16 protein-coding genes are annotated in these 14,360 nt (G+C 60.2%); 7 read left to right on the top strand and 9 right to left on the bottom strand.

The genetic code is table 11. The features are described from left to right. Window positions 1-22: 22 nt before the first annotated feature. The 5 genes from PMI18_RS10880 to PMI18_RS10860 are packed head-to-tail and all read left to right on the top strand — an operon-like array spanning window position 23 to window position 3,931. Window positions 23-763 (top strand): SURF1 family protein, encoded by a 741-nt coding sequence (locus tag PMI18_RS10880; protein WP_007902821.1) that lies wholly within the window; start codon window positions 23-25, stop codon window positions 761-763. Then, window positions 729-1,322, top strand: coding sequence for a hypothetical protein (locus PMI18_RS10875; protein ID WP_007902822.1), 594 nt, complete (start codon window positions 729-731; stop codon window positions 1,320-1,322). The genes PMI18_RS10880 and PMI18_RS10875 overlap by 35 nt, the downstream gene beginning before the upstream one ends. A gap of 10 nt (window positions 1,323-1,332) precedes the next feature. Beyond that, a complete protein-coding gene (locus tag PMI18_RS10870; RefSeq protein ID WP_007902824.1) occupies window positions 1,333-2,412 on the top strand; it encodes a COX15/CtaA family protein in 1,080 nt (359 codons plus the stop codon). Continuing rightward, the gene (cyoE, locus tag PMI18_RS10865; RefSeq protein WP_007902827.1) at window positions 2,400-3,299 is read left to right on the top strand and encodes a heme o synthase; all 900 of its coding nucleotides are present in this window, start codon (window positions 2,400-2,402) and stop codon (window positions 3,297-3,299) included. Before PMI18_RS10870 ends, cyoE begins: the two co-directional genes overlap by 13 nt. Beyond that, window positions 3,296-3,931, top strand: a complete 636-nt coding sequence (locus tag PMI18_RS10860; protein ID WP_007902830.1) for an SCO family protein — start codon at window positions 3,296-3,298, stop codon at window positions 3,929-3,931. Before cyoE ends, PMI18_RS10860 begins: the two co-directional genes overlap by 4 nt. A 196-nt stretch (window positions 3,932-4,127) precedes the next feature. Here PMI18_RS10860 and PMI18_RS10855 read toward each other — a convergent pair whose 3' ends face one another. From PMI18_RS10855 to PMI18_RS10845, 3 genes are read right to left on the bottom strand one after another with little or no spacing between them, the layout of a single operon-like run. Next, window positions 4,128-4,901, bottom strand: coding sequence for a MetQ/NlpA family ABC transporter substrate-binding protein (locus PMI18_RS10855; RefSeq protein WP_007902836.1), 774 nt, complete (start codon window positions 4,899-4,901; stop codon window positions 4,128-4,130). A 60-nt stretch (window positions 4,902-4,961) separates the two neighbouring features. Then, window positions 4,962-5,636 (bottom strand): methionine ABC transporter permease, encoded by a 675-nt coding sequence (locus PMI18_RS10850; RefSeq protein WP_007902839.1) that lies wholly within the window; start codon window positions 5,634-5,636, stop codon window positions 4,962-4,964. Continuing rightward, window positions 5,636-6,643 carry a methionine ABC transporter ATP-binding protein gene (locus PMI18_RS10845; RefSeq protein ID WP_007902843.1) on the bottom strand — a complete coding sequence of 336 codons (1,008 nt, stop codon included), beginning with the start codon at window positions 6,641-6,643 and terminating at the stop codon, window positions 5,636-5,638. Before PMI18_RS10845 ends, PMI18_RS10850 begins: the two co-directional genes overlap by 1 nt. Before the next feature lie 265 nt (window positions 6,644-6,908). Here PMI18_RS10845 and katE point away from each other — a divergent pair, with 265 nt between their 5' ends. After that, complete coding sequence (gene katE / locus PMI18_RS10840) at window positions 6,909-9,047, top strand: catalase HPII (RefSeq protein ID WP_007902848.1); 2,139 nt, start codon at window positions 6,909-6,911, stop codon at window positions 9,045-9,047. A gap of 96 nt (window positions 9,048-9,143) precedes the next feature. Here katE and PMI18_RS10835 read toward each other — a convergent pair whose 3' ends face one another. Genes PMI18_RS10835 through zur form a run of 4 tightly spaced genes read right to left on the bottom strand, consistent with a single transcriptional unit; the run spans window position 9,144 to window position 11,946 of the window. Then, window positions 9,144-9,860 (bottom strand): PA5502 family lipoprotein, encoded by a 717-nt coding sequence (locus tag PMI18_RS10835; RefSeq protein WP_007902852.1) that lies wholly within the window; start codon window positions 9,858-9,860, stop codon window positions 9,144-9,146. Window positions 9,861-9,897: 37 nt separating this feature from the next. Beyond that, window positions 9,898-10,686 (bottom strand): zinc ABC transporter permease subunit ZnuB, encoded by a 789-nt coding sequence (gene znuB, locus PMI18_RS10830; RefSeq protein ID WP_007902855.1) that lies wholly within the window; start codon window positions 10,684-10,686, stop codon window positions 9,898-9,900. Continuing rightward, entirely contained in the window at window positions 10,679-11,464 is a 786-nt protein-coding gene (gene znuC, locus PMI18_RS10825) for a zinc ABC transporter ATP-binding protein ZnuC (RefSeq protein WP_007902857.1), read from the bottom strand. Before znuC ends, znuB begins: the two co-directional genes overlap by 8 nt. After that, complete coding sequence (gene zur, locus PMI18_RS10820) at window positions 11,464-11,946, bottom strand: zinc uptake transcriptional repressor Zur (RefSeq protein WP_007902861.1); 483 nt, start codon at window positions 11,944-11,946, stop codon at window positions 11,464-11,466. The genes znuC and zur overlap by 1 nt, the downstream gene beginning before the upstream one ends. 66 nt (window positions 11,947-12,012) lie before the next feature. Between zur and PMI18_RS10815 the strand changes: the two genes are divergently transcribed. Continuing rightward, complete coding sequence (locus PMI18_RS10815) at window positions 12,013-12,933, top strand: zinc ABC transporter substrate-binding protein ZnuA (protein ID WP_007902867.1); 921 nt, start codon at window positions 12,013-12,015, stop codon at window positions 12,931-12,933. Between the two features lie 127 nt (window positions 12,934-13,060). Here the strand turns inward: PMI18_RS10815 and PMI18_RS10810 are convergent, their stop codons facing one another. Then, a complete protein-coding gene (locus PMI18_RS10810; RefSeq protein WP_007902869.1) occupies window positions 13,061-14,011 on the bottom strand; it encodes a homoserine kinase in 951 nt (316 codons plus the stop codon). Between the two features lie 59 nt (window positions 14,012-14,070). Further along, the gene (locus tag PMI18_RS10805) at window positions 14,071-14,358 is read right to left on the bottom strand and encodes a DUF2782 domain-containing protein (RefSeq protein WP_007902871.1); all 288 of its coding nucleotides are present in this window, start codon (window positions 14,356-14,358) and stop codon (window positions 14,071-14,073) included. Between the last annotated feature and the right edge of the window lie 2 nt (window positions 14,359-14,360).

The following is a 14,360-nucleotide window of genomic DNA, read 5'->3' on the forward strand; positions in this document are numbered from 1 at the left end:
CTACCGACTTTCTGGCGACGCCATGAAACGCTTCCGGCCGGGCCTCGTGCCGACCCTGGTGGTCGCGGTGCTGCTGCCTTTACTGGTGTCACTCGGGTTTTGGCAGTTGAGCCGGGGGGCGGAGAAAAGCGCGCTGCTGCAAAGCTACGCCGAGCGCCGGGTGGCCGAACCGATGGCCAGCACTGAACTGCAACACACCGAAGATCCGGCCTTCCGCCGGGTTCGCCTGCATGGCCAATTCGATGCCGAACACAGCCTGCTGCTGGACAACCGTCAGCGCGACGGCAAGGTCGGGGTCGAGTTGCTGCAACCGTTCCAGGACCGGGCAACCGGGCTCTGGCTACTGGTGAATCGCGGCTGGTTGCCGTGGCCGGATCGGCGCACACCTCCGTCATTCACCACACCGACTCAGGCATTGAGCCTCGATGCCTGGGTCTACGTCGCCCCCGGCGCAACGTTCCAATTGCACGCCGACCCAGACGCCACGACCTGGCCACAACTGGTCACCGCCATTGAGCCGGCCAGGCTCTGGGCGGCGCTTGACCGTGACGGTTTCGCCTACGAATTACGCGTGCAAAGCGGTCCCGCGACCTATCAGGCCGATTGGCCGGTGGTGGCCATGGGGCCAGAAAAACACTTGGCTTATGCCGTGCAGTGGTTCGCCCTGTCGATAGCCCTGCTCGGCCTTTACCTCTATCTCGGCTGGCACAACGCAAAGGAGAAAAATAATGGGAGCGGCCATGAATCCACTCGGCATGTCTGAGGCGAAAACGCCGGTAAATCGTCGGCGCGGGCGCTTGCAGTTGTTACTGATCCTGTTGGGAGTGGTGGGTCCGATGATCCTCGCCACCGGCATGTACAAATTGCAGTTCTGGGTGCCGGAGGGCCGCAGTTATCACGGCGAACTGATCGGCAACGGCCAGACCCGCGCCGACATCGGCGTACCGACGCAAGAAAACCGCTGGCAGTTACTGGTGACCGCGCCCAAGGACTGTTCAGTGGACTGCCAGCAGCTGGTGTATCTGGCGCGCCAGATCCAGATCGGCCTCGGTCGCGATGCCTCCCGCGCCAGCCATGCGCTGGCCATCGCACAGCCGCTGAACAGTGATTACGAGACTAAACTTCAACGTGAGTACCCGCAGCTGCAACGTTATTCCCTGGACCCGCCGACCTACATCAAGGGCGCTCAGAGCAATGACACGCCGCACCTGTGGATCATCGACCCTCACGGCAACCTGGTGCTGCGCTACGACCCGACGGTGAAGGGCAAGGACCTGCTCAACGACCTGCGCCATTTGCTGAAACTGTCGAACATCGGATAAGGGCATCGTCATGGCCAAACCTGGATTTCGCCTCGCGCTGTTTGCCACCTTGCTGGCACTGATTGTGGTGTTGCTCGGCGCCTACACACGCCTGACTCACGCTGGCCTTGGCTGTCCGGACTGGCCCGGTTGCTACGGCTTTATCAGCGTGCCGCAAAGTGAAGCCCAACTGGCCCATGCCGAACTGCATTTTCCCGACGCGCCGGTAGAAGCCCACAAAGGCTGGAACGAGATGCTCCATCGCTACTTCGCCGGCACGCTGGGGCTATTGATCGCAGTGCTGGCGGGCCGCGCCTGGGTCCATCGTCATCACCCGGGACAGCCGGTGAAGTTGCCGCTTTTCCTGTTGGCGGTGGTGATCGGCCAAGCGGCGTTCGGCATGTGGACGGTGACGCTCAAGCTCTGGCCGCAAGTGGTCACCGGGCATTTACTTGGCGGCTTTGCGACCTTGAGCCTATTGTTTCTGCTGACCTTGCGACTGTCCGGCGTGTTGCCGGCGCTAACCGTGCCACGGCGTTTGCAGCACTGGGCGACCGCCGGCTTATTGCTGGTGATCCTGCAAATTGCCCTTGGTGGCTGGGTCAGCTCCAATTATGCGGCGGTGGCCTGCATCGACTTTCCAACCTGCCACGGGCAATGGCTGCCACCGACTGATTTCGCCAACGGCTTTCACCTGACCCAACACATCGGCCCCAATTACCTGGGCGGGCAACTGGACAGCGATGCCCGCACCGCGATTCACCTGACGCACCGTATCGGCGCGCTACTGGTCACCCTCGTTCTGCTTGGTCTGGCCTGGCAACTGAAGGTCGTCGGCATGACGCGCCTGGCCGCCATGGTGCTGATCGCTCTGGCCGCTCAAATCACCCTGGGTATCAGCAACGTGGTGTTTCACTTGCCGCTGCCGGTGGCCGTCGCCCACAACGCCGGTGGCGCAGCGCTGCTACTGACGATGGTGCTGGTCAATTATCACGCGCGAACCAGCCTGGTTCGGGTCAAGCATCAGCCCCCGGTACGCTGGCGCCTCAGCCTGCGTAAACACTCGGCCGGGCCCATAACAATAAAAGGAGAAATGCCATGGCGACCCTGATCGGCGAACGTCACAGTCAGGCAATCTGGCGCGATTACCTGGAGCTGACCAAGCCGAAAGTGGTGGTGTTGATGCTCATCACCTCGTTAGTCGGCATGTTTCTCGCGACCCGCGCCGGGGTGCCGTGGACGGTGCTGGTGTTCGGCAATCTGGGGATTGCCTTGTGTGCCGGCGGTGCGGCGGCGGTCAACCATGTGGTGGACCGACGCATCGACGCTGTCATGGCCCGGACCCACAAGCGGCCCTTGGCCGAAGGCCGGGTTTCTCCAACCGCTGCGCTGACTTTCGCGCTGGTGCTGGCGGTGCTCGGCCAAGCTCTGCTGCTGGCCTTCACCAATCCGTTGACGGCATGGCTGACCCTCGCGTCCTTGCTCGGTTATGCCGTGGTCTACACCGGGTTCCTGAAACGTGCGACGCCGCAGAACATCGTCATCGGCGGCCTCGCTGGTGCAGCCCCGCCGCTGCTCGGCTGGACCGCCGCCACCGGTCATGTCAGTGCCGAACCGTTGCTGCTGGTGCTGATCATCTTCGCCTGGACCCCGCCGCACTTCTGGGCACTGGCGATTCACCGCAAGGAGGAATACGCCAAGGCTGACATTCCGATGCTGCCGGTGACCCATGGCGAGCACTACACCAAAGTCCACATCCTGCTTTATACCTTTGCACTACTGGCCGTCAGCCTGATGCCCTACGTGATCCACATGAGCGGCGTGCTCTACCTGATTTGTGCCCTCGCACTGGGCGCGAGGTTTCTGCAATGGGCCGTGGTGCTGTACCGTGGCACTCGGCCGCACGCGGCGATCAACACGTTCAAGTACTCTATTTACTACTTGTTCCTGCTGTTTATCGCGCTGCTCGTAGACCACTACTTACTGTTGAACCTATGACTCGAACCCAGAAAACCGTCTTCATTCTCGTCGCCTTGATCGCGCTGATCCTGGGCCTGACCATCAATAAAGTACTGACCGGAAAAAACCAGGGCGACCCGACGGCACTGATCGATGCGGGGATCATCCTGTTGCCCCAAAGCCGTAACCTGCCGGACGTGAAGATGACCGATCAGGACGGTAAGCCGGTGGCGGTCAACGAGCTGAAAGGCAAGTGGAGTTTGCTGTTCTTCGGCTACACCTTCTGCCCGGACGTCTGCCCGACCACCCTCGCCCAGCTACGGCAGATCAAGAGCGAACTGCCGGCGGACTCGGTGGACAAGCTGCAGATCGTTTTGGTCAGCGTCGACCCGAATCGCGACACGCCCAAGCAACTCAAGCAGTACCTGGGCTACTTCGATCCACAGTTCATCGGGCTGACTGCGTCCTCGGTCGAAGACCTTCAGAAACTGGCCAATGCGGTGAGTATTCCGTTTATTCCGGCGGACACCAGCAAGCCTAACTACACCGTTGATCACAGCGGTAATCTGGCGGTGATCGGGCCGGACGGGACGCAGCGTGGGTTCATTCGTGCACCGTTGAACAACCAGAAACTGGTGGCGCAGTTGCCGGTAATGCTAAAGCGCGAGTAACCAACACAGAACCGTAGGAGCCAGGCTTGCCGGCGAAAGCGATCTCACGGGCGCCTTCGCCGGCAAGCCTGGCTCCTACAGGGGTGGTATTTCAGGCATAAAAAAACGGGGACGCAATCAATGCGTCCCCGTTTTTTGATCGTTCCCACGCTCCGCGTGGGAATGCAGCCAGGGACGCTATGCGTCCCCTTCAACATCAGAACGCCGGCACTACCGCGCCTTTGTACTTCTCAAGGATGAAGGCTTTCACTTCCGGGCTGTGCAGGGCAGCAACCAGTTTCTGCATCGCGGCGCTGTCCTTGTCGTCCGGACGGGCAACGAGGATGTTCACGTACGGCGAGTCGCTGCCTTCGATGACCAGCGCGTCCTTGGACGGATCGAGCTTGGCTTCCAGCGCGTAGTTGGTGTTGATCAGCGCCAGATCGACCTGAGTCAGCACGCGCGGAATGGTCGCGGCTTCCAGTTCACGGAATTTCAGGTCCTTGGTGTTCTCGGTGATGTCCTTCACGGTCGACAGGATGTTGTTCGAATCCTTCAACTTGATCAAGCCAGCCTTCGCCAGCAGCAACAGCGCACGACCGCCGTTGGTGGCGTCGTTCGGGATCACCACGTTGGCGCCGCCCGGCAGCTCGGTCAGCGCTTTGTACTTGCTGGAGTAAGCGCCCAGCGGCTCCAGGTGCACACCGGCAACACTGACAAGGTTAGTGCCCTTGGCCTTGTTGAACTCATCCAGGTACGGCTGGTGCTGGAAGAAGTTGGCGTCCAGACGCTTCTCGGCCACCTGCACGTTCGGCTGGATGTAGTCGGTGAAGACTTTGACCTTCAGGTCCACGCCTTCTTTGGCCAGGGCCGGTTTAACGAACTCGAGGATTTCCGCGTGAGGCACCGGGGTAGCCGCGACAGTCAGGGTGTCGGCAGCGTGTACGGAAAAGGCTGCAACGGCAGCGAACGCGACGAGTAGTTTTTTCATTCAGCTAACTCCTTGTGAGGCGCCCGTTTGGCGCCTGCCAGCGAATGGCCGGCTCATGACTTATTTACGTGAGAAGTGGACAACCAATTTGTCGCCAACGGTTTGCAGCACTTGAACCAGCATCAGCAGCAACACCACCGTCACAACCATCACATCTGTCTGGAAGCGCTGGTAACCGAAACGGATCGCCAGGTCGCCCAGACCGCCAGCGCCGACCACACCGGCCATTGCCGTGTAGGACACCAGTGTAATCGCTGTCACCGTAATCGCCGCGAAGATGCCGGGGCGGGCTTCCGGCAACAAGGCGTTGGTGATGATCTGACGTGTTGTTGCGCCTATGGCCTGGGTTGCCTCGATGATGCCGCGATCCACTTCACGCAGGGCGGTTTCCACCAGTCGTGCGAAAAACGGAGTCGCGCCCACCACCAGCGGAGGAATCGCACCAGCAACACCCAGGGAGGTACCTGTGATCAACACGGTGAACGGAATCATCACGATCAGCAGAATGATGAACGGCAGCGAACGCAGAATGTTCACCACCAGCGACAGCATCGCGTAGACGCCTTTGGCTTCCAGCAACTGGCGCGGGCTGCACAGGAACAACAGCACACCCAAGGGCAAGCCCAGTAGCACCGTGAACAACAGCGAACCGCCGAGCATCAGCAGGGTGTCGCCGGTGGCCAGCCAGATTTCGTACCAATCGATATTGGAAAAGAAACTCATCAGGACTTCCATCAGCGCAGCACCTCCATGTGGACGTCAGCTGCGGTGAAGCGGGCAAACGCCGCTTCCATGTCGCCACCGGTGACGGCCAGGGTCAATTGCCCATAAGGGACGTCTTTGATGCGATCGATACGACCGGCCAGGATGCTGTAGTCCACGCCCGTTTCCCGAGCGACGGTACCCAGCAATGGCGCGTAGGTTGCTTCGCCCTGGAAGGTCAGACGCACGATGCGCCCCGGTACGTGAGCGAAGTCGTCGCGCTGTTCGCTTTCGTCGATCTGCTCGTCTTCCTGCACGAAGCGCTTGGTGGTCGGGTGCTTGGGGTGCAGGAACACCTCGGCCACCGAACCTTGCTCGACGATCTTGCCGGCATCCATCACCGCCACCTGATCGCAGACCCGGCGGATCACATCCATTTCGTGGGTGATCAGGACGATGGTCAGTTTCAGTTCGCGGTTGATCTCGGCCAGCAGTTGCAGGACCGACGCCGTGGTTTGCGGGTCCAGGGCACTGGTGGCTTCATCGCACAACAGGATTTTCGGTTTGGTTGCCAGGGCGCGGGCAATGCCGACACGCTGTTTCTGACCACCGGACAATTGCGCCGGGTACTTTTTCGCATGGTCAGACAGGCCGACCCGCGCCAGCAACTCCGCCACACGCTGGTCGATTTCGCGGCGGGACAGTTCACCGGCGAGGGTCAGCGGTAACGCGACGTTGTCGGCAACGGTTTTGGAGGCCAGCAGGTTGAAGTGCTGGAAAATCATCCCGACCTGCTGACGGAAACGCCGCAGGCTATTGGCGTCCAGCGCGGTGACTTCTTCGCCATCGACGATGATCTTGCCGCCACTGGCGTTTTCCAGGCGGTTGATCAGGCGCAGCAGGGTACTTTTCCCCGCGCCGGAATGGCCGATCAAGCCAAAGACCTGAGCATTCTCAATCGTCAGACTGGTCGGGTGCAGGGCGGGAATATCCTTACCGGCGACGCGGTAAGTTTTGTGGACGTTTTGAAACTCGATCACGTAGCGAACCTTGTGGGGCGCGTTGGAAAAGGATCAGCGGTTAGCCGGGCGCGCATTTTAGCCTGTCCGTATAGAGGTTATTAGCATTTATTCCGCATTCAACCAGCGATTTGGCAATAACGCGATCAAAGGTCAGAAAAAAGGAACGGCGCCAACGCGCCATCGGTCACTGATTAAGCAACTCGAGAATGCCTGGATGCCTTGTCTGCGCAATGGCTCATAAGCCTTGGCCACGACGGGAATCGCAACGAGGAGTTTACGTCTGATGAGTACTAAAAAGCCTGCCGCCCCCAAAAGCGCACTGGCCGGGACCGCTACCCTGGACCGCAGCAACACCAATGCCAAGCTCGACAGCCTGGAAAAATTTCGCTCCGATGCCACCGACCAGGCCTTGCGCACCAACCAGGGTGTGAAGGTCGCGGACAATCAGAACACGTTAAAGGCCGGCGCTCGCGGGCCGTCATTGCTGGAAGACTTCATCATGCGTGAAAAGATCACGCACTTTGACCATGAACGCATTCCTGAACGCATCGTCCATGCCCGTGGCACCGGTGCCCACGGTTACTTCCAACCATATGAAACCCATTCCTCACTGACCAAGGCCGGTTTCCTACAAGACCCAAACCAAAAAACGCCGGTGTTTGTGCGCTTTTCCACGGTGCAAGGTCCGCGTGGATCAGGCGATACCGTGCGGGACGTACGAGGTTTCGCGGTGAAGTTTTTTACCGACGAAGGCAACTTCGATCTGGTGGGTAACAACATGCCGGTGTTCTTCATTCAGGATGCGATCAAGTTTCCTGACTTCGTACATGCTGTAAAACCCGAACCCCACAACGATATTCCTACCGGTGGTTCGGCCCACGATACGTTCTGGGACTTTGTTTCTCTGGTGCCGGAATCCGCGCACATGGTGATGTGGACCATGTCCGACCGAGCGATCCCCAAAAGCCTGCGCACCATGCAGGGCTTCGGCGTGCACACGTTTCGCATGATCAACGCCGAAGGCAAGGCGCGCTTCGTAAAATTCCACTGGCGCCCCGCCGCCGGCACCTGCTCGCTGGTGTGGGATGAGGCGCAGAAGCTCGCCGGCAAAGACACCGACTTCCACCGTCGCGATCTCTGGGAGTCCATCGAGATAGGGGACTACCCGGAATGGGAATTGGGCGTACAGGTCGTCGAGGAAGAAAGCGAACATGCCTTTGATTTCGACCTGCTTGATCCGACCAAAATCATTCCCGAAGAAGTCGTCCCCATCACTCCGCTGGGCAAGATGGTGCTCAACCGCAACCCGGACAACTTCTTCGCCGAGACCGAGCAGGTTGCCTTCTGCCCTGGGCATATCGTGCCGGGGATCGACTTCTCAAATGACCCGCTGCTGCAAGGCCGGTTGTTTTCCTACACCGATACGCAGATCAGCCGACTGGGTGGGCCGAATTTTCATGAGATCCCGATCAACCGCCCGGTGTCACCGTTCCATAACGGTCAACGAGATGCGCAGCACCGAACCACCATCGACAAAGGACGCGCTTCCTACGAGCCAAACTCCATCGACAGCGGCTGGCCGAAAGAAACCCCACCGGCAGCGCAGGACGGCGGCTTCGAGACTTATCCAGAGCGCATCGACGCTGCGAAAATCCGTCAGCGCAGTGAGTCGTTCAGCGACCACTTCTCTCAGGCGCGGCTGTTCTTTCACAGCATGAGCAAGCACGAGCAGGAACACATCATCGCGGCCTACAGCTTCGAGCTGGGCAAGGTCGAACGCGAATTTATTCGTACCCGGCAGGTGAATGAGATCCTGGCCAATATCGATCTGGAACTGGCCAAACGCGTGGCGCAGAACCTGGGCTTGCCGGTACCTAAGGCCGGAACGGTCGAGGTGCGTAAAACGTCACTCGACCATTCCCCCGCCCTGAGCCAGGCCAACCTGCTGTCGGGGGACATCAAAACCCGAAAAGTGGCCATTCTGGCGGCCAACGGGGTGGACGGCGCGGCGATCGATGCGATGAAGAGGGCTCTGATGGCCGAAGGCGCGCACGCCAAACTGCTCGGCCCGACCTCGGCCCCCGTGACAACCGCCGATGGCAAAGCGCTGCCGGTGGATGCGTCGATGGAAGGGCTGCCTTCTGTAGCGTTCGACGCAGTGTTCGTGCCGGGTGGCGCGGCGTCGATCAAGACACTGAGTACTGATGGCGTGGCGCTGCATTACCTGCTGGAAGCCTATAAGCACTTGAAAGCGATTGCGCTGCATAGCGAGGCCAGACGGTTGTTGGATGTGTTGAAGCTGGAAGTGGATGCGGGGGTAATCGTGGGTAACGATGCCAAGTTGTTCGAGGCGTTTTTTGTCGCGATCGGACAGCATCGGGTTTGGGATAGGGAGCCTAAGGCCAAGGCGGTTCCGGCTTGAGGATCTTTATCGAACAGAAGGACGCCTTCGCGGGCAAGCCTCGCTCCTACCGGGTTTACGCTGCACCTGTAGGAACGAGGCTTGCCCGCGAAGCTTTTAAGGCTTGCGCGGACTCAAAACCATCTGCGCCGGAATGTTGCGCAGAATCTGCTTCTCCAGCTTCAGATCAAACTCCGAATCCAGCTTCTTCACCCGCTTGGTCAGCAGCGTGGCCAGCCAAGGGTAATCCTGAGTGCGCGGCGCCTGAATGCTCACGTCGCACTGATAATTCACCACATCGGCGGCGATGGCATCCAGTTGACGACGAAGCTTGCTCATATCGGTGAGGTTCAACGCCACCGTAGTGCTTTCAGCCGTCGGGTCGATGACTTTGGCCTGAGGTTTGGCCTCGGCAGCCTTGAGAGCCGCTTCAGCTTTATCCAGTTCAGCCTTGCGGGCATGGACAATGGCGCTGTTGACACCACCGGTCAGCGCCGGGGCCTTGGGCATCAATACCCGGGCACGGCTGAGGGCGGTGGCGGCAGCATTCACATCACCTTTTTGCAACACGATCTGGCTACGCAGCAAATAAGCTTCGGCCAATTGCCGTTGGTACTGCTCGAGGGATTGATCGTTGGGCGACTCGGCCTGCAAGGCCGCCAATTGTCCTTCGGCGGTGGCCAGCTCGCTGCTGGCCAGGCTTTGTTCCAGCTGTGCGATAGCCGTGGCCCGTGCATCGGGGGCCTCGGTGGCTGCCGGTGGCGTGCTCTGGCAAGCGCCCAGCAGCAGCGAAAATGCGACAAGGAGCAGATAACGGGAGGCGAACAGCTTCATTCCTGCGACTCTCTATTTGCGCAAAAAACGAGCAAGTCTACACCCCTCGACGGGGCAGGACAAAACTCAGCAGAAACAGCGCGGCGGCCGTCACCACAATCGACGGGCCGGCCGGGGTGTCCTTGAACCAGGACAACGCCAGCCCGCCACACACCGCGAGCATGCCCAGCAGGCTCGCGCCCAGTGCCATCTGCTCCGGCGAGCGGGCGTGACGCTGTGCCGCAGCCGCTGGAATAATCAGTAACGAAGTGATCAGCAACACGCCGACGATTTTCATCGCCACCGCAATCACCACAGCGATCAGCAACATCAGGGCCAGGCGCAACCCCGCCACTGGCAAACCTTCCACCTTGGCCAGTTCTTCGTGCACCGTGATCGCCAGCAAAGGTCGCCACAGCGTGACCAGCAATGCCAGCACCGCCGCGCTACCGCCGAGAATCCAGGCCAGATCGGTCGGGCTGATCGCCAACAAATCGCCGAACAGATAAGCCATCAGGTCGATCCTCACTTCATGCATGAAGCTTAGTACCACCAAGCCAAGCGAGAGCGTGCTCGGTGCGAGAATTCCCAACAGCGTGTCGGACGCCAGTGGTTGCCGTTGTTGCAACGTCACCAGCAATACCGCCAGCAACAAGCAGCCTACCGTGACGGCAACGGTCGGGCTGACATCCAGCAGGAAACCCAGTGCCACGCCGAGCAATGCGGCATGGGACAGCGTGTCGCCGAAATAGGCCATGCGTCGCCAGACCACGAACGAACCCAACGGGCCCGCGACCAGCGCCAGGGCCAGACCTGCAAGCAGGGCAAAGAGCAGAAAATCAGCCATGCTTGCAGCTATCTCCATGAACGTGGGTAGGGGCCGACGGGGACGCGCTGACCACCGAGCCATGCAGGTCGTGAGCGTGGTCGTGATGGTGGTGATAAATCGCCAGGCTTTGTGCGTTCTTTCCGAACAGTTCGACGAACGCCGGATCGCCACTGACCTGCTCGGGATGCCCGGAGCAGCAAACATGACGGTTCAGGCACACCACCTGGTCGGTGGTGCTCATCACCAGATGCAGATCGTGGGAGACCATCAAAACGCCGCAACCATGACGGTCGCGCAAGCGTGTAATCAGGCTGTAGAGCTCGGCTTGACCGGCCACATCGACGCCTTGCACCGGCTCATCGAGCACCAGCAATTCCGGCTCGCGCAGCAACGCCCGCGCCAGTAGCACCCGCTGCATTTCGCCACCGGAAACACTTTGCACCGGGCTGTCGATGACCTGTTCGGCACCGACTTCCTTGAGGGCGGCCAACGCCCGAGCGCGGTCCACGCCCGGGACCAGACGCAAGAAGCGCAGCACCGACAGCGGCAGGGTCGGATCAACATGGAGTTTTTGCGGCATGTAACCGACGCGCAACTTCGGCTTGCGCCAGACGCTGCCGCTGTCCGGTTTCAGCAAACCGAGCACCGCGCGCACCAGCGTGGTTTTGCCGGCACCATTGGGGCCGATCAAGGTGACGATCTGCCCCGGTTCGACGCTCAGCTCGATGTTGTCCAGCACGTTTTGCCCGGCAAAGGTGACAGCCACCTGCTCGAGGCGAATCAGCGCGTTGCTCATCAAGCCCCCTGGCAGCCCGAGCAGAGACCGATCACTTCAACGGTCTGGGCCTCGACGATGAATCCGACATCTTTGGCGCTATTGATGATCGCGTCGCTGATGGATTTCTGTTCGAGTTCGATGGCGGCGTGGCATTCACGGCAAATCAGGAACTGGCCTTGGTGGGCGTGTTCCGGGTGATTGCACCCGACGAAGGCGTTCAGCGAGGAGATGCGATGAACCAGGCCGTTTTCCAGCAGGAAATCCAGCGCGCGGTACACGGTAGGAGGCGCAGCGCGGCGGCCGTCCTGCTCGCTGAGCACCGCCAGAATGTCATAGGCACCCAACGGTTTGTGGCTTTGCCATACCAGTTCCAGCACCCGCCGGCGCAAAGCAGTCAGGCGCAGCCCCTGACGTGCGCACAAGGCATCGGCCTCAGACAGTGCGCTATGAACGCAATGAGAGTGGTCGTGGGGACGGCTGGCAATCGGTGTTTTAGGCATGAGCGGCGACGAGTTTTGTGAGAGACGTTATTATGTTACCCGTTCTCGCCTCTTCGAGTGGTCATCGTGTCCCGACTTTTTTCTATCTTTGTCGCATTTGTCGCTACTTTTCTGCTGATCGGCTCAGCTCAAGCCGAGGTTAAAGTCCTCACCAGCGTCAAACCCCTGCAGTTGATCGCCGCGGCGGTGCAGGACGGCATAGCGGTTCCGGAAGTCTTGCTGCCGCCTGGTGCCTCACCCCATAACTACGCCTTGCGCCCTTCCGACGTACGGAAAGTGCAATCGGTGGATCTGGTGTACTGGATCGGCCCGGACATGGAAGGTTTCCTGCCTCGCGTGCTGAAAGGTCGTACGTTGCCCAGCGTCGCGGTGCAGGATTTGCCTGGCCTGAAACTGCGACATTTCGCCGAAGATAACCATTCCCACGCCGAAGAAGCCGACGAGCATGACCACGATCACCGCCCCGGTAGCCTGGATGCACACTTGTGGTTGTCACCGATCAACGCCCGAGTGATCGCCACCAAAATGGCCGCCGATCTGAGCGCCGCCGACCCGGCCAACGCGGCGCGCTACCAGAGCAACCTCAAGGCATTCGATGAGCGCCTGGATGCTTTAGACCTGCGTCTGAAAGCCCGCCTGGCGGGTATCGCGGGCAAGCCATATTTCGTGTTCCACGAAGCCTTCGACTACTTCGAAGACGCTTACGGCCTCAAGCACACTGGCGTATTCAGTGTCGCAGCCGAAGTACAACCCGGCGCCCAACACGTGGCAGCGATGCGCACGCGGTTGCAGGAAGTCGGCAAGACCTGCGTGTTCAGCGAGCCTCCGCTGCGCCCACGCCTGGCAGAAACCCTGGTGGCCGGGCTGCCGGTGAAACTGGCGGAACTGGATGCACTGGGCGGGTACACGCCAGCGACCGCTCAAGGGTATGAGCAGGTGCTGGAAAAGCTGGGGAATGATTTGGCGGGGTGTCTGGAGTCGTTGTAAGTGTCCCGTAGAACTGTGGCGAGGGGGCTTGCCCCCGTCGGGCTGCGAAGCAGCCCCACATGAGCCCCCCAATGAATTGCTGGGGAGCGCTTCGCACTCCAACGGGGGCAAGCCCCCTCGCCACAATTTAGAGGGCGAAAGGCAGCGGTGTGTGGACCTTCTGCCGCTGCATCAGCCGCAGCTGAAACTCCATCGGATCGTGAATCAACACGTCCTGCCCGGCGAAAGACTCCGCGGCGATCAATCGCGACAACCAGAACCGTACGCATGCCACGCGCAGCATGGTCGGCCATAGCTCGGCCTCGGCAGCGGTAAACGGTCGTAGCGCGGCATAAGCGCCCAGCAATGCCCGCGCCCGAGCGCCATCAAGCTGCCCTTGTTCGTCCGAACACCAATCGTTCAAGGCAATCGCCACGTCATAGAGCATCGGCCCCGAACAGGCGTTGTAGAAGTCGATCAACCCGGTCAGGTGTGTGCCTTCGAACATTGCGTTATCGCGGAACAGGTCCGCATGGATGTTGGCTCGCGGCAGTGCCAGAATTTTCGTCTTCTGTTGTGTGATTTCATCCAGCGCCCGTTGCAGCAAATCGCTTTGCTCGGCATTCAGATGCGAAAGCAACTGCGTGCCCTCCTCCAGCATCCAGTCCAGGCCGCGATCGGTTTTGCGTTTGATCATGTTGGCCTGGGTCGCCAGGTGCAGATGAGCCAGCAGCTCGCCGACCTGAGCGCAATGCTGCGCGTTGGCGTCCTTGATGTGCTTGCCCGCCAGCCGGGGCTGCAGCAGCGCGGGCTTACCGGCCAGTTCGCGCAACGCGACGCCGTCGGTGGTGCGCAAGGCATAAGGCACCGGCAGGTCGGCGTCGTGCAGCACGTCGAGCAGTTCAATGAAGAACGGCATCTCCTGCACCGGACCGCGCTCGACCAGGGTCAGGACAAATTCGCCCTGCTCCAGGCTGATAAAGAAATTGGTGTTTTCACTACCGGCGGCGATCCCCTGGAAATCAAGCAGGCGGCCGAGCCCGTAAGGGGCGAGAAAGGTTTCCAGCTCGGGCCGAGCCAGGGGGGTGAACACAGACATGGTTAAAACTGCCAGTACGGGCGCCGCGACTGCCGGCGCCGATTTAAGTTAGGAGCGGTTTACCACTCAAATATTTTCCACGACGGAATCAGCATATCCGGCTGGTCCGAGCGAATGAAGTTACCGTCCGAGCCATCAGCGCGCACCAGGAAATACGGTTTACCGACTTTCGGGGTCACCTTGATGGCGTACAAAAAGCCATTTTGCCGATATTCCTGAATGGTTTTGTCACCTTCCGTGCGGATTGTTACATCCGGGTCCGCCGAGGGCGCGTCGTCCGCCGCCATGACAGCCAATGGGGTGACTGCAAACAAGCCAGCCAGCAACAAGCGATTTAGTGTGCGCATGA

Source organism: Pseudomonas sp. GM102 (assembly GCF_000282555.1).
In the GTDB taxonomy this organism is placed as follows: Bacteria; Pseudomonadota; Gammaproteobacteria; order Pseudomonadales; family Pseudomonadaceae; genus Aquipseudomonas.

What these genes read in the sequence shown, in the direction of transcription:
- PMI18_RS10880 (WP_007902821.1), top strand. Translation starts at nt 23, where the DNA reads ATGAAACGCTTCCGGCCGGGCCTCGTGCCGACCCTGGTGGTCGCGGTG.
- PMI18_RS10875 (WP_007902822.1), top strand. Translation starts at nt 729, where the DNA reads ATGGGAGCGGCCATGAATCCACTCGGCATGTCTGAGGCGAAAACGCCG.
- PMI18_RS10870 (WP_007902824.1), top strand. Translation starts at nt 1,333, where the DNA reads ATGGCCAAACCTGGATTTCGCCTCGCGCTGTTTGCCACCTTGCTGGCA.
- cyoE (WP_007902827.1), top strand. Translation starts at nt 2,400, where the DNA reads ATGGCGACCCTGATCGGCGAACGTCACAGTCAGGCAATCTGGCGCGAT.
- PMI18_RS10860 (WP_007902830.1), top strand. Translation starts at nt 3,296, where the DNA reads ATGACTCGAACCCAGAAAACCGTCTTCATTCTCGTCGCCTTGATCGCG.
- PMI18_RS10855 (WP_007902836.1), bottom strand. Translation starts at nt 4,901, where the DNA reads ATGAAAAAACTACTCGTCGCGTTCGCTGCCGTTGCAGCCTTTTCCGTA.
- PMI18_RS10850 (WP_007902839.1), bottom strand. Translation starts at nt 5,636, where the DNA reads ATGGAAGTCCTGATGAGTTTCTTTTCCAATATCGATTGGTACGAAATC.
- katE (WP_007902848.1), top strand. Translation starts at nt 6,909, where the DNA reads ATGAGTACTAAAAAGCCTGCCGCCCCCAAAAGCGCACTGGCCGGGACC.
- PMI18_RS10835 (WP_007902852.1), bottom strand. Translation starts at nt 9,860, where the DNA reads ATGAAGCTGTTCGCCTCCCGTTATCTGCTCCTTGTCGCATTTTCGCTG.
- znuB (WP_007902855.1), bottom strand. Translation starts at nt 10,686, where the DNA reads ATGGCTGATTTTCTGCTCTTTGCCCTGCTTGCAGGTCTGGCCCTGGCG.
- znuC (WP_007902857.1), bottom strand. Translation starts at nt 11,464, where the DNA reads ATGAGCAACGCGCTGATTCGCCTCGAGCAGGTGGCTGTCACCTTTGCC.
- zur (WP_007902861.1), bottom strand. Translation starts at nt 11,946, where the DNA reads ATGCCTAAAACACCGATTGCCAGCCGTCCCCACGACCACTCTCATTGC.
- PMI18_RS10810 (WP_007902869.1), bottom strand. Translation starts at nt 14,011, where the DNA reads ATGTCTGTGTTCACCCCCCTGGCTCGGCCCGAGCTGGAAACCTTTCTC.
- PMI18_RS10805 (WP_007902871.1), bottom strand. Translation starts at nt 14,358, where the DNA reads ATGCGCACACTAAATCGCTTGTTGCTGGCTGGCTTGTTTGCAGTCACC.